The 15634-nt window shown below is 42.6% G+C and carries 11 protein-coding genes; 1 reads left to right on the top strand and 10 read right to left on the bottom strand.

Annotated features, from left to right (window positions below; translation table 11 throughout):
* Window positions 1-12 precede the first annotated feature (12 nt).
* From B0I21_RS18010 to B0I21_RS18025, 4 genes are all read right to left on the bottom strand, one after another.
* A complete protein-coding gene (locus tag B0I21_RS18010) occupies window positions 13-3159 on the bottom strand; it encodes a SusC/RagA family TonB-linked outer membrane protein (protein WP_166637897.1) in 3147 nt (1048 codons plus the stop codon).
* Window positions 3160-3766: 607 nt separating this feature from the next.
* Window positions 3767-5374, bottom strand: coding sequence for a pectate lyase family protein (locus B0I21_RS18015; protein WP_133641885.1), 1608 nt, complete (start codon window positions 5372-5374; stop codon window positions 3767-3769).
* 386 nt (window positions 5375-5760) lie between these two features.
* Window positions 5761-7473, bottom strand: a complete 1713-nt coding sequence (locus B0I21_RS18020) for a hypothetical protein (RefSeq protein ID WP_133641886.1) — start codon at window positions 7471-7473, stop codon at window positions 5761-5763.
* A 58-nt stretch (window positions 7474-7531) separates the two neighbouring features.
* A complete protein-coding gene (locus tag B0I21_RS18025; RefSeq protein WP_133641887.1) occupies window positions 7532-7717 on the bottom strand; it encodes a hypothetical protein in 186 nt (61 codons plus the stop codon).
* A 651-nt stretch (window positions 7718-8368) separates the two neighbouring features.
* Here B0I21_RS18025 and B0I21_RS18030 point away from each other — a divergent pair.
* A complete protein-coding gene (locus tag B0I21_RS18030; protein ID WP_133641888.1) occupies window positions 8369-9952 on the top strand; it encodes a Na+/H+ antiporter in 1584 nt (527 codons plus the stop codon).
* 160 nt (window positions 9953-10112) lie between these two features.
* On the opposite strand, the gene B0I21_RS18035 is transcribed toward B0I21_RS18030, so the two are convergent.
* The 6 genes from B0I21_RS18035 to B0I21_RS18055 all read right to left on the bottom strand — a co-directional run bounded on the left by B0I21_RS18035 (window position 10113) and on the right by B0I21_RS18055 (window position 15206).
* Window positions 10113-12386, bottom strand: coding sequence for a multicopper oxidase family protein (locus B0I21_RS18035; RefSeq protein WP_133641889.1), 2274 nt, complete (start codon window positions 12384-12386; stop codon window positions 10113-10115).
* A 12-nt stretch (window positions 12387-12398) separates the two neighbouring features.
* Window positions 12399-12854, bottom strand: a complete 456-nt coding sequence (locus tag B0I21_RS18040) for a heme-binding domain-containing protein (RefSeq protein WP_133641890.1) — start codon at window positions 12852-12854, stop codon at window positions 12399-12401.
* A gap of 50 nt (window positions 12855-12904) precedes the next feature.
* Window positions 12905-13156, bottom strand: coding sequence for a hypothetical protein (locus B0I21_RS18045; protein WP_133641891.1), 252 nt, complete (start codon window positions 13154-13156; stop codon window positions 12905-12907).
* An 11-nt stretch (window positions 13157-13167) separates the two neighbouring features.
* Window positions 13168-13824, bottom strand: a complete 657-nt coding sequence (locus B0I21_RS18050; protein WP_133641892.1) for a DUF3347 domain-containing protein — start codon at window positions 13822-13824, stop codon at window positions 13168-13170.
* A gap of 272 nt (window positions 13825-14096) precedes the next feature.
* Window positions 14097-14249: a hypothetical protein gene (locus B0I21_RS20215; RefSeq protein WP_166637898.1), complete on the bottom strand. Its 153-nt coding sequence runs from the start codon at window positions 14247-14249 to the stop codon at window positions 14097-14099.
* 36 nt (window positions 14250-14285) lie between these two features.
* Window positions 14286-15206, bottom strand: a complete 921-nt coding sequence (locus B0I21_RS18055) for a DUF3347 domain-containing protein (RefSeq protein ID WP_133641893.1) — start codon at window positions 15204-15206, stop codon at window positions 14286-14288.
* Window positions 15207-15634: the final 428 nt, after the last annotated feature.

Raw genomic sequence — 15634 nt, forward strand, 5'->3', positions numbered from 1 at the left:
AATTTTTTTACATTAAAAACTAACATTGATACCGAAAGAATAGGTTTTCATAACAGGCGAACCATTTAGATCTAAACCAACTCCAATCGGTGTTCTCCCTGTTGAAGAACCAAAGCTCCCACGATCGATAGAACGCGTTACAGCTTGTTCGGAGCTGCTATCAAATTGATTGCTTTCGGGATCCCAACCATCCCATTTTGTCCAGGTTAAGAGGTTTTGTGCATTGACAAACACACTGGCATTGGCCAATTTTGCGCGACCGGCCCAAGACTCCGGTAAGCGATAAGTCAATGTGACATCTTGCAGACGGATAAAACTTCTGGATTGATAAGGGTGGAAGTTCTCAGCATATGCACCGTACGCCGGAGTATAATAATTAATCGCTCTATAGGTGGCATCCGGATTTTCCGGCGTCCAATAATCGAAGTCAAAAGAGTTGTTGAATCGCGAGTTGTCTGGATTCCGCAGAAGCATACCGGGAGTACCCAGATAAGAATTTTTCCCGCCTTGTATGGAATTGATGAAAAATTTGAATTCTAAATTTTTATATTTGAAATCGTTGCCCACACCGAAACTGTAAGATGGGTCCAAGCGACCTAATATCTGTAAATCGTCTGCAGTAATTCGGCCATCACCATTGACATCTTCCAATTGGTATTGTCCCGCTCTGAAGCCCTGATCGATCAGCGATTGCGGGATTACATCCGCTTCTTGATAGATGCCCAAAATGCGGTAGTCGCGCACCACCCCGAGTGGCTGTCCGACGATTAAACTTTGCGTTTGATCCGGTTTCAATACGTCATTTCCCGTTCCATCTGGATCCACTATTTTATTTCTGTTTCGAAAAAGGTTTGCACTGATACGCCAAGTAAAATTCTCCGTCTGGATAGGGATCCCCGTGATACTTAGCTCCTGACCTGTATTTTCGATCAAACCGGTATTGATCGATATGGATGAAAACCCTGTTACCGTTGGCAGTTCTCGCTCATTCAAAAGATCTCTTGTTTTGGAATTATACAGCTCAAATGATCCGGAAATCCGATTTTCCAGTAGCGCAAAATCTAACCCGACATTGAAAGATGTTGTTCTTTCCCATCTCAAGGACGTATTTGCCATCGTGCTGATAAAGGACCCTATCTGAGGAGCAGCGCCATCACCAAAGTGGTAACCCTCTTGGATGGTACTCGTTAATTGCGATAATGTAGCGTATCTGCCTACTGTCCGATTACCGGTGGTACCATAGGAAATGCGTAATTTCAAATCATCGATTACCCGGTTAGACTTCAGAAATCCTTCTTGGCTGATACGCCAAGCAACGGCCGCAACAGGAAAGACAGCCGTTTTGCTGAGTTCTGAGAAACCGGAAAACCCGTCCCTACGTATTGTTCCAGTAAAAATGTACCTATCATCGAAGTTGTACGATAATCTAGCCATTTGATAAAGCATCTGCTCTCTCCAACCGGTGTTGACCACTGTTAATAGTGCGGGGTTTCCCGCATCTAGACGATTGAAACCCAACACATCATTTTCAATACCTTCCGCATTAGTACGTGTTCCAAAATTGCTATTACGCTCCATACCATACAACAAGGTGGCGTCGATGCCGTGTTTACCAAAACGGCGGTTATATGTCAAAATGTTGTCCAAGGTCAAATAATAGTCATACGCATGGGAATTGAACGCTTTTCCCAAAGGTTCAGTGCGTTCATAATTGAACTCCTTGTATTCGGTGTAGTTATTCCCAAAGTTGATCCTGTAATTCAAACCTTCCACTTTTGGAATATTGACTGTGGCAAAGAAGTTTCCAACGAAATTTTTGTTCAAATCTTGATTTCTGTTCCTTCTCATAACTTCAAGAATTGTTGGTACTGTGGTGTTTTTATAAACTTCTAACTGGTCACCGGTTTGCGGATCAAATGGCAAATTGTAAGGATTCAATTGTACGATATCGGCAAAGCTCGGTGGATTTCCACTGAAGTCATTTGCCGTAAACGAAGTCTGACCACCTACTGTAATCCATGGTAATATCTTTGACTCCAGATTGAGTCTAAGAGTATGGCGTTTGTATTTGTCTTCTTTGATCAGGTTATTTTGATCAAAATATCCGTACGAAAGAAAATACCTACTCTGTGGCGTATTGCCGCTTATCGACAGATTGTGGGTATGAATTCGCGGGTTAGGATTGGTTAGTAGATTCCACCATCCGGCTTCATGCCCATTACGGTAGTTTTCTTGGATTATTGGATCGAATTTCAAACCTGGATCCCATTCAGGATCCAACATGGTGCGGTCGCTGGCTAGCCGACTTTCGTCCAAAAACCAATCGCCTACTTTTTTCATAAAACCTGGTCCGTCGAGCGGAATCATATGTTTGTTAGTCATTTCCTGTATCGAGAAGCCTCCAGAATAGTCAATGCTCACGCGTTCACCACCCACCGTACCACTTTTAGTCGTAACGATAATAACACCATTGGTAGATTGAGAGCCATAGACCGCCGCTGCGCTCGCATCTTTCAGCAGGTCAATGCTGGCGATATCGTTAGGATTAATAGAGGATAGGCTCCCTCGATAAATCATTCCATCAACAACGATCAATGGCGCTGTCGACCCATTTATAGAGTTGGTACCTCGGATCGATATAGCAGGGTTCTCGCCTGCTCGAGTAGTTTGCCCAATGTTTAGACCAGGGGTAGTACCCCTCAAAGAAGACATTACGTTGCCATTAGGGGCCTCTTTCTGGAGGTTAAGATCAGGAGAGGCGATGGCCCCAGTAACGTCTTTACGGCGGCGTGACCCGTATCCGACTATAACCACATCGTCAAGTTCGTGTACGGCTGAGCTTATGGTGATATCGACGATAGTCCGTCCCTCTATAGCTACAGAACTTGTTTTGTAGCCTACTGCACTTACTTCCAAGACAGCATCTTTTGGGGCTATCAACTTGTATCGTCCAAATTCGTCTGTAGAGACGCTGTTGGAAGTGCCTACTGCTGTCAATGTTGCTCCCTTCACAGGAGCTCCGTCCTGGTCCAGGACGCGGCCTGTGATCTCAACTTGCACTCGCAAATACGAACTATTTATGATTGCTCCTGGTCTATTTCCTACGCCAGCAGATCCATCTGCCATTAGATGGCCTAAGCAGGAAAAAAAACCTGCCATTATCAAGGTGGACCTGCGCAATACATGAACATTTAACAGTTTAAAATTTTCAGATCGTTTGTTTTGCATATAAATTTTCGGTAAAAAATAATTAAGTAGATAATTGTGGTGGTTATTATTAAGATGATGGACGATAGAAAGAATTACCGCCAAAGAAGCGATTTGATCCACAAGCTATTTCGCACGAATAAGACCTATACTATAGTCGTAAAAGAAATCATTCGACCTCATCATTGTATTATTACAAGCTTCAGATATGATCGACATTATCAATTCCGATTTACAAGCGTCGCTTAAAAATAGTACATCTGGAACCTGATTTTAAGAAACCCTATGCACTACCGATATTTTAAAAGTCACCTCTTGCGTGATAAATTGCTTTGCAGTCTTGACTCCAAATGCACATAGAAGATGGGATATTTATCAGTATGAACTAGCGAAATTACAATACGCAGTTTTTGTCCTAAAGATGCAATAAAAACCGATATTTCATCCAACTTAGCGGATAAGGGTCAAAAAGCTATGACAACGCTTATGAATTTTCGGATTCTAGGCAGTAACTAAGTAGTGCCCAGAATCCGAAATCTAAAAAAAAGAGTAGGTTAGCTTAAAATACCATGAAAACACCTCCGGGATATCTAGCTTTGCGATAATTGTATTGAGCTTCATACAACGATTGTGGTTCAACGGGTATGTTTTGGCTGATCCAGACACCGTCAGGCCTGCTAAAAGAGCCGCGTACCTTATTACCTTTGGTTCCGATGGAAAAGTTTGTGCCCGAAGAATCCGGACGCTGTACAACAACCTGTCTAGCGGAAACGTTCCATAAAACCTGGTTGATGCCCGCCCAACCATGCCCAGTCCCGGCATTTTGACGATCCTGTACAAATAGTGTCCCTCCATTTCCTCCCGAGAGGGTTAGTGCATCCCACAATGTCCCCATGTTCCAACGGTGGTGCGGACCAGAATCATAGTGCGATTTTTCAGCTATGGACTGTGTAAATACATTCGGCCCTGCTTGTTTTGAGCCAGTCACATAATCGTGTCTACCCTCGGTAGACCGGCAATTCTTTACCAAATTCAAGGATCCATTTACCTCAAAGTTATACCGTCGGCCACCATTGAGGGTAGACTTCGGCGTAAGGCACTCACTATCTATCACCGTAACATTTTTCGAATTGACTTTTATCGACACCAGACTGTAGCCGAAGTGTGCGCTTTGCACATTGCGCATCCAGCTATGCTCCACACAGTTAAATTGTACCGCTTCCCAACCGTGGTTTTCGTTTGCATTACTGACGTATGCAGACTGCAGCCGCATATTTTCAATGCCACATTCGCTCAGCCGCTTTTCATAACTATATTTGTAAACGGCTGCGCCTCCATAGTCCTCGGTCAAAGCCATAACATTCGGATTTTCAAAATGGAGGGTATCCCCGGAAATGTGCGTGATTACCCTTTGCTGTCGGATAATGTAATCATCTGGCTTCCAAGGATTGGTAAGCTTGTTCATTTTTATGTCATTGATCCATTTCTGGGATCCCGGCCTATGTAGAATTACATCATCGCCCACCTGAAATTCATCAGGATTTGACACCGTTACCCAAAATCGTCCCACCGGAACATATTTGTCTTTTACATTCATTCTGTTTCCGGCGGGTGAACCGTTCAATTTTGCGTCACCAGCGAACGTAATAAAATTATGCTGGGTAGTAGCCGTCGCTATCAACACCGTACCGGATGTTGAAGCTCCCTCTCCCCTTAATACTATGCCACTTTCGTTGATGATAAGTGGGCCAGAAACATTATAAGTTCCCGCTTTGAACAGGATGGCTCCGCGATGACGCCCAACCAAAGGGAATTTTGATAGCGAATCGATTGCTTTCTGAATCATCTCTTTTGCATCGACTCCACCGGCGGGTGCCTGCAAGGTTATCGCCACCGGCACTGTAGGAATCGATTCATCGCCCCAACGATATCCGACCCGGCTGAAATCTGGTATGATATCACCTCTATTGTATCCAGCAGCGGCCTCAGCTTCAATAATAGCTGCAGATTCAAAACGATCGTAAACAACAGGTTTTCCAACGCTTGGTAAAATTTCGCTGTCGGCAGCTACATTACTTTGCAAAATGGTTTTCTGACACGCATTAAGCGACAGGATAGCCAATCCGCTGACTATTACCCTCGAATAGTTGATTAATTTAATTATCATAACCGAATAAATTAATTAGCAAATAGTTTATAATAGGTATTTTAAAAAAAAAGTTTATAATTATAAAAGATCAACATCATTAAAAAGAAGAACCATTGAATCACATATTTTTACCTATGAAAAAAAATACATTTTGTTAAAACAACGTCAGCGAATACCTAGTTGATTTTTAACTGAAGTTCATTTCGTCTTTTTTATGCTATTTCAAATGTTTATTATAAATCCTTCTGTTAATCAGTTGAGGTGAGACAATATTAACCTCTTTATTTACTTCGTGTAATGATATGATGAACGATAGATATACAACAGCCACGTGAAATCCTCAAGATATGCTCGTGAAATATTTACATGATGCTATCACACCCCATTCCGAACCATTATTGATCCTACAGCGCCCGAACACATCGAACAGAATACCTGATATCGTTTATCTGGTCAATTATCGTGGCTTTCCAGTCGCTGATGATCGCGCCGTTCTTCGATACACTGATCGAAAAAGCCCTCACCCTGCCGTTTGCATCACGCGCCCAATATCTTCCTAGGGGCGCCTCATTGCTGCTCTCCCTGATTGCGTAACCATATCCTCCTATGCCTCCCGCAGTAATATAAGATACTCCTGCCAAAGGGAAGAACAGCTTTTGGGAGTACTGGGGATAATTCGACTGAACCACCGTGCCGGCATCCAACTTGTATTCAATTCCGAAAAGCCCTCCGTTGTTATTGGCCGATGTAGCAAAACGAACCACTTTAGCGGTTTCGTTAAAATATTTTGCTTCGGTCAACAACGTCACTTCGTTCACCGTGGGCAGCCGCCAAGTGCCCTGCGGAGCCAACCCAAGGCAGGGATCGGAACCCGATGGGTTTCCAACTTGAAAAACTGTTGTAAAAGCAGCAGCGCCAGTGTTCGGCCTATTGCTCGGAGATTCCGGATTGGCCATGAGTGACCGAGGACTTGAAAAAACCAAATTCGTCCTTGCCCAACGCACACCGGCAACTGTCACCGGCGACTCAATCATCTGAATGGAGAGCTTATAGGAACTTCCGATCGTGCTCTTGAATGCCACATGCGAAAATGGCAATGTGGAGGCCGGAAAGTCTACCGTGGCTTCGCTCGAAAAACCACTCGATTTGTTTATCCTTATATTTCCAGACTGCAGAGCAAGCGCATTTGCCGCCAGGTTAGTCGAATTGTCAACCGAATATAGATTGTACGTCCAGGTCCGGGCGCTCGTGGTTGTCGGAAGCACACCTGTAAGGTCGTAGTTCTTTATGTTCGAGTAGTTGCCCGTAAATATATTCAGGTCGCCGTACTTGAGCACTCCGGCCCCCGAGGCGTTGACAACATTCCTTATCGTTGTGCTCGCATCGATCCCCCCGAACATTCCCGAGGCATCGAGCACCACCTCATATCTGGAGGTCTTCCGCTGGAAAGTTATGTTCAGCAGGTTTTCTCCGAAAACGGTGTTGATCGTGCCGGAGCCCAGCAGTACGTCCTTAGCTTTGGTGTCATTCCCGGACACTACTCCCCGAACAATTTGCGGAACAACATTCGCATCGTTAATTGAAAAAGCAAACCAGTCGTACGACTTGCCCGCATCGATGTTGATCTGGGTTGCTGAACCAACGCTCGCAACAATATCCACAACGGGCGTGCTCCTGCTTTTATCAGCGGTATTGTAGATCTGCAGCCTGTACTTGACACCGGACGGCAAGGGTGAGCTCGAGGCCGATTGCAGCGTCTTCTGCGGACTGGACATAGCCACTTCCTTTCGAAGCGCTCCACCGCCATGCACTCCCGAAGGCATGTCCCGGATTTCCACCAAGCCCCGGTATTCCAGACCGGATGCCCTATCTTCCAGCACGGGTGCTGACGGCTGGGAGAAAGAACCGGAAGAAGAGCCTACATCACTACGCAGCAAACCCTGCCCGCTACCCGTATGCATGCCCTGCATCTTGCCGTCATCACCGTCTATGCCGTTGACCTGTACATTGAGCAACGTACCGCCACTCGGCGTACCATCTTCACCATCACGCGTGCACGATTGCAACAGCAACGCAAAAAATGCCGCGCAGAAAAACAAATTTATCTTCGATATCATAAAAAAGCCAAAATTAAAGCATTGCAAAGCAATCGTCCGTCCCGGATGATCTTTCGAATTAAAAGTCGATCTTCGAGGAGCCGCCAATCTGTTGATCCTCCCAATCTTCGACCTGTGGGACATCCTGTGAATTTGCAGATCCCACCTTAACGATCGCTGAACCGACAACGATACCCTGTTCCATCTCGACCAACGTCATTTCGATAACCGGTGGCACATAAAATTTTTTGATTTTTTTATCCATTTTTTTTAGTATTACTCATACGCTACAGACAAGCTGTAACTTTTGTGATCATTTATACGCATAAGGATAATCAGCAATCGATAACTACATCTCTCTCCTGTGGCGTTAACCGTAAAGACGATCGTTAACAGCAATTGTCCCTAAAAAAAATAGAAATTGATATCCAGGATCGTAACTTATCAAGAAATTACCCAATAAGGTCTCCGTAAATTTTCATTGGCAACGATCTTTCAACGCTTGATAGAAGCGCCCTTAAGCTCTACCAGCTTGGCAAAATAATCTGGGACAATACGATAACCAAAGCGTCTATTAATCGCGATATGGTATCGCATAATTAAAATTAAGTCAACCATATAAGCTATTTAAAATACGAAAGATGAAATCACTTCTTTGGCGTCGTAAAGCGATGCTTATCTGCTTACTTATGGCAAAAAAAATCAACATAAATAGCTTTATCGGCGATTGATACGGCTATTTTTATATAAAAAAACTCATTATCGAACCAATATTGTCCAAAGTCAATGAATGTAAAAATATTTTATAAAGTACTATGGACTAGCTCAGTCATTTATCAGAAATCGAATTGAAAATGCACGCGATCATAAAATTTTGCGATAGACTTGGACAGAAAAAACACCATTTATCTTAATCATGGCAGAGATCTTTACTTTTTATTTGGCTCTTGTGATAGCCATTGTATTTACCGTTATGCTTGCAAAAAAACTAAGGGTTGCTTATCCAATTCTCTTGGTAATTGCTGGCCTGCTGATTAGCGTCATACCAGAAATTCATAGGATTAAAATTAATCCGGAATTGATTTTTATTATTTTTCTCCCGCCACTGTTGTATGAGGCTGCTTTTCAGGTATCATGGAAAGAATTATGGAAGTTAAGACGTATTGTAACAAGCTTTGCTTTCATTATCGTTTTTCTTAATGCAATCGTTGTAGCCTTCATCGCTAATACCTATATACCCGGCTTTTCGCTAGCTGCTGGATTTGTTTTGGGAGGGATCGTTTCGCCACCTGATGCTGTCAGTGCAGGTGCAATTCTCAAATATGTTAAGGTCCCGAAAAATTATTCGACTATCTTAGAGGGAGAAAGTCTATTTAATGATGCCTCTTCTCTGATTATTCTTCGATTTGCAATGATATCGGTAGCAACTGGACAATTTATTTGGCAGCAAGCTGCACTAAGTTTCTGCTGGATGGTCGTTGGCGGTGTCGGAATGGGACTGGCTATAGCAGTTGTCTTCTTGAAGATTCATAAAAATTTCCCTACAGATGTTAATATGGACGTCATCCTAAGTTTGATCACACCTTATGTTATGTACATCACCGCCGAGGAAGTTCATTCTTCAGGTGTATTGTCTGTAGTAAGTGGAGGTCTATATCTTTCCGTAAGGAGGCACGAATTTCTGAAAACACCTGAATCACGCTTGAAAGGATTTAATGTTTGGGAAAGTTTTACGTTTTTGATAAATGGAATCGTATTTCTTATAATCGGTTTAGATTTACCAGAAATTACAGAAGGATTAAAGAACGAGGGTACTAAAATATCAACGGCTATCGGATATGGATTACTTGTCACGGCTATCTTGATAATTTTACGATTTGTTGCTTCCTATGCAGCTGTACTGGTAACATTGATCATGAGAAACTTTATTGCGGTTGCCGATCCGAATCCGGATCGAAAATCGCCCTTGCTTTTCGGCTGGACGGGAATGCGGGGCGTAGTGTCATTGGCTGCTGCGTTGTCAATTCCTGTAGCGCTTGATAACGGTTTGCCATTTCCGCATAGAGACCTGATATTGTTTATAACCTTTGTTGTGATTCTTGTTACATTAATCCTTCAAGGACTAACACTCCCAGCGTTAATAAAATGGCTAAATATCCCCGTCCAAACGACCTATCATTTATCTGAAAAAGAAGCCGCATTATTATTGCAAAACGGAATAAAAAACACTGCGTTAAGTTATTTAAATAAAGAAATTAGAGATGATAACGACAAAAAAAAATATATCAAGAATATATTAGCGAGATGGCAAAAGGAAAAATATGAAGAGTCCATATTGGGACTTTCTGACGATGGAAAGGATGTCTATTTTGCAACGATTGAAAAGCAACGTTCGTGGCTTAGACTGGAAAATCAAAACAATCCGCTCATCGACGAAGAATTTATCAGACGTCATCTTCATAAATTAGATTTAGAAGAAGAACGATTACGTGTGGAATAGGGCCCTCAAGTTGGTAATGCCACGATAGATAGATCTTTCGGCGGCCTTAATAGGTTGTGGTATGATGCAGGTTAATCACTACGTATCATACCCGCATCACCCACTGCTTCAAAAGTAATTCCTACGATTTTGCAGGTTACAACCCTATTAATTAATTAGTTTAATACGTTAGGGCAAGACCTACCCCAAACCCCATATCACTATCGTAATGGGATCTAATACCTATATTCTTGTTGATAATGTATCTGAGTTCGCCCATATATTCAAAATCTGTATTGACCATAAAGCCGCCCCTTAGCCTCTTGGAGATAGGAATATCCTCACGCATTAACGACAGACGCACAATACCATCGTGATATACTTCTGCTTGAAAATTGACCAGCATCGGTAAAGTGTACATAAAACCTAAGCTAAAGGCTCGACGTGTATCTTTTTCATTTTTTTGCCCGAACAAATTTGCTTCGTGTTCGTCCATTCCCATTTTACGGTATCGCCAATCAAATCCGATAAAGGGCTTAAACCATTGCATTTTACCTATAAATCTCCCTAAATGTGTTTCTACCTCATAACCGTGCATATCATTATATCCTAAACGCCATTCTGTACCTAATGACCATCTTGTGTTTTGATACATTGCCTCTCCGTCATTTCCATTTGTTGCAAAATCATTCTGCGCCATGAAATGGGGCATATTACTTTCCCGCTTTAGCGCATTATAGGCTTTCGCCTTGTCGGGCAAGTATGGATTTTGGTAATCGCCCACGGAAAAAACCCTGTTCATCCCCGACATCATATGGTATAGAATATGGCAATGAAAGAACCAGTCGCCCTCTTCATTGGCGGCAAACTCAATGGTGTCTGTTTCCATCGGCATGATATCAATGATATTTTTAAGCGGCGCATTTTCAGCATTGCCGTTCAATACCCTAAAATCGAACCCGTGCAGATGTATCGGGTGGCGCATCATGGAATTATTGTAAATGGTGATACGCAATATCTCGCCCTTTTCGACAGGTATTTTATCCGTTTCGGAGAGCACCTTGTTGTCCATGCTCCAAACATAACGGTTCATATTTCCAGTAAGCGTAACTTTCATTTCCCTTATAGGCGCATCTTTGGAAAGCGATGTATTGTAAGGAGATTTGAGCATGGCATAATTTAGGGTAACAATATCAGCCAAAGCATTTGCATTGTAACGGTTGGATTCGCTATCGGTATTCATATCCTGATGTTGGCTGTGATCTGCTTTCTTTCCTTCTTCTCCTGTGATTTCGGGATACATGACCACGTTCATGTCCATTTGGTTTAGGCTCATATTCATGCCCATATCGTCTAAATCACCATTCATCTTCATCATATCATTCATCATCTTCATACCCTCGAAATACTTCAATCGTGGCATCGGAGAGATAAGCTGCTTGACACCGTTACCGATAAAGTAGCTTGCAGATTGTGTCCTGTCTTCGGTTGTAGCTAAAAATTCGTAAGCCAAGCCATTTTTGGGGATGGTGACTACCACATCATAAGTTTCAGATACCGCAATGATCAACCTGTCCACTTCAACAGGTTCCACATCATTGCCATCGCTTGCAACCACGGTCATTTTGCCTCCGGCGTAGCGAAGCCAAAAATACGAAGATGCGCCGCCGTTTGATATGCGAAGTCGTACTTTATCTCCTGCCTTTATGGTCTTGCCATCGATTGTTTTCAGTTCGGGAGAATTGCTGCCATTCATAAGGATTTTATCATAATACACATCGCTCACATCCATCGCGAGCATCCGTTTCCACTCATTAGTTACTTTTACACCGAACTTCCCCTGTTTAATGGCTTCAAGGTACGATTGGGTTGCATTTTTCTTTATAGCAGCCCAATCGTTGGCGTTGTGCAACATCCGGTTGATATTGTTGGGGTTGTAGTTTGTCCACTCGCTTAGGATAATAGGTACGGTTGGCAAATCGTCAATCCCCTTTCTATAGCTTTTATCATTTTCCCGTTTTTTCATAACGAAATTGCCGTACATACCTATCTGTTCCTGTAAACCTGAATGGGAATGATACCAGTGCGTACCATGCTGAATAATAGGGAAACGGTATATATAGGTAGTACCGGGCTTAATGGGCTGTTGCGTAAGGTGGGGCACACCATCTTCTTTATTGGGTAAAAAAACACCATGCCAATGTAATGATGTACTTTCTTTCAACTGGTTGTGTACCACAATCTCAGCAGTGTCACCTTGGGTAAAGGTAAGGGTTGGCATCGGGATTTGCCCGTTTACGGCAATCGCCCTTTTTTGCTTACCTGCATAGTTGACAAGTGTATCCTTCACGTACAAATCGTAGTGCACTACTTTTTGTGCAAACAGCGTTTGTGTGCAAAGCAGTATGAACGCTGCTTGCCATATCCTTTTGGGTATATTTTTATATCTATCCATTAGTTGAAAATTTTATTTTATACTATCTTCCATTCTACCAAACCAATCCATCAAAATGTGTTTATCCTCTGTTGATAACACTGCATGGTGATGCATTAGTGTATATGACCACAAAGGCATCTCTCCATTCTTAATCTGTCCAGACATAGCCCTGAACTTACTTCGTCGCCTGCGGACAGAATATTCTCCGAAGTCGCTGAAGTTGACTTCCGCTTTGCCATGCTGGATATGCTTGGCCATAAACCACGCTCCGGGCTGTATACGGCTGTACCACGGATATCTGGTATTGTTGCTGTGGCAGTCATAACAGGACTGGACCAGGATAGCCTTCACATTTTCGGGTAGGACGTAAACATTTTCAATATGAGCGGCTGATAATTCATCCGACCGGTTAAGTGACGGCTGAAAGAACTGTAAAATTAAAAGGGCGATAGCCAACCCCGTCATGATTTTCTTTTTTATTGACATACATTTTTCATTGTAGCTTGATTTTTCAGGAAATTACTGTTTTCCCTTTTTTAATTCATGACCCTCGCTATCCTTGCATACGTAGTGTACTTCATGGTTGTTCCCTGTAAAGGCAACCGCTGCAAGAGTCTGGTACTTAGGCCAGCGGCTTGCAGGAATTTCGCTTTTAAGTTTTTTTTTTGCAGCTCTTTTAATTCCCGGATCGTCAAATGCGTCTTTCCGATTTCATAATGGCTAGCGCGCAACAAGATATCATAGATATAAGGATGCCGAATGTTGCCGCTGTTTCGTTTATTTTCCATAACCCTAAAATTTATTTACCGTTAATTGTTCTTTCCACTTTACCACACGTCATCATTTTAGATCCGTAGTAAGGGTTTTTGACGGCCTTGTTTTCGCTGAACCACACAGCACCCTCTCCGTCATTGAACATCGGACAGTAGTCTTGATAAAGGATTTGTGATGTACCAAATAAATCAATGAGATCTTGCAAATCATTGCTTAATACAGCTAAATGTTCTCTTTGATGATGGATGTTACCGGCATTTTCGCTAATATGTTCTGCATGTTCTTTGGCATCTTCTGCTATGTCCATATATTTTTTGTGTTTATCGGCATGGATGACCGTCATGTCAACGTTATCCAAAGTAGCGAACAGCTTTTTCCCTGCGCTGGCAGCGGCTTTGTCATCGTCCGAAACCAAAGCATTCTTTAACGATAGATAATCGGTAATAATGGCCGCGATAGAAAAGCTTTTTACCGGTTGCTTTACTGTTGATTCCGGACCGTTAGCTGTTTCACGCACAGCTTTCTCTCCTGTTGTACCGACCTCTTTTGGCTGTGACACCGTCTGATCTTGTGGTAAAACGGCAGTATTATTTGAAGACTGTTCGTTTTTCGATCCATGATTGCATGATATTGTTAAAAATGCCATAGTAAAGGCTATAATGGATAATATTAAGTTTTTCATTTCTATTTATTTTTTTATTTCTAATAAGTTTGCATGAATAGCCACTACAGCGGCGCTTTCTGCAGGTCTGCACAGCCTCCATAGCTGGGATAAAAATAGTTTTTTGATCAAGTACGTCTAAGGCAAGCAGCATCCGCTACAACGTAGTGGCCGAATTGCCCATATCAGGTTTTTTACCACCTTTTTATAAGCGAGTTTGCCGAAGTCCATCAATTTGACGAAGTAACCAAGTTTGACAGAGCAATACGATGCATGCAGTTTCAGCTACATTTCTACCGCCACCACGCGGCAATCATGTCGATTAGTCGGTTACCGACAAAGGCAACGTTGACCGCGGTATTGTTAATAACGCTGCTGTCAACACTTTCAAGCCCATGTGCTTCGCGTAACCGTAAACCCTCTGCCTCAGCTTCAAGCTCCTTCATGTACCTTACCGGCAGTCAGAAAAACCAACTATAATCCTACAGTTCCCTGCTGGTCTTACCATTGTTTTCAGAACTGTTATTAATGATTTCTACCGTACTGCCACAGGTGAGCATCTGTGAGCCATAATATGGATTTTTAACGGAATTCTCTTTACTTAGCCAATTGGCTCCTTCGCCTTCATTGTACATAGGGCAGTGCTGGTAATAAATTGGGGCGTCCAGTTTAGTCACCTTAGCCAAGGTGTAGATGTTTACCGAAAGTGCCGCAAAACCAGCTCTTTGTTTTGCAACATCTGCTGCTTTTAAAATGCTTTCTGCATTGGCCGTCAAGTCTCGCATTAACTTCATCCAAACCTTATGTTCCTCTGCCGATAACTTATTCATATCAACTGCTTTAATGGATGCCGCCAATTCAGCAACTTTGGCCGATGCGGTCGCCGCATCGGCTTTTATCAAAGCGTCTTTCAGTAAAAAGTAACTGTCAAATACAGCTTTCAGCTGTGACTGCTTTTGGCCGGCATCTTTATGAGCGGGTTCTGCCATTTCGCTATAATCGGTATTGTTATGTCCGGCATCCATGTGTACTTTTGCGTCTTTATTTCCAGACACCGTCTTCAGCGGTCTATCGTATTGACAGCATCCGGCCAGTTTCGCATAAACGTCGTCAGGTGCACGGAACTTGTCACTGTCATAACCAACCAAAGCGATACGTTTGAGGATTTCATCCATGTTTGTTTTCTCGCCGTCATATCTGAGTATAGCAACCTTCGTATCTTTGTTCCAATCCACACTGACTTCATTTTTGATGTTACCTACTTTTTCGATAGCGCTTTTGCACATACCACAATTGCCGTAAATCTTGACGCTTTCAATTTTCGCATTCTTAATTTGTGCGATTCCGTTTATTGATGATAGTAACACGGTGATTACCATCATTACTTTTGATAATGATTTCATTATAATAAATTTGAGAAACAGGTGAATTATAAACCTATTTCTGTTCTAAACCTTAAATAAACAATACTGATAGGAGATTTGCGAAAGCCTTGGCAGCTTCAACAGGACGCACCTATGGCTATCAAGCCATAGATTAGCTTATTTTAGGCGGTAGCCAAATGGAGAAAAAGCCCGAAGAACAGTAGACTTTTTTGAAACCGAATTTTTGATTTTCAGCTGCTGCAAAGTTGCTTCTTTCCTCTAATTCGATTACAGTGGCGACATTTAGGTGAGCGACTGAAGCAACGCATCTGCAAGAGCTATGTTTGCACTTGCCCCCGCAATTGTCCTCTTTGCATTTTTTACAGGACTTGACCTTGCAAACCTTTTTATGCGTAGATTTCTTGGATTCCTTCGTTGAACAGGAAGAATGCTCAGACTTTGTTGAT

The organism is Sphingobacterium paludis, assembly GCF_004364125.1.
In the GTDB taxonomy this organism is placed as follows: Bacteria; Bacteroidota; Bacteroidia; order Sphingobacteriales; family Sphingobacteriaceae; genus Sphingobacterium; species Sphingobacterium paludis.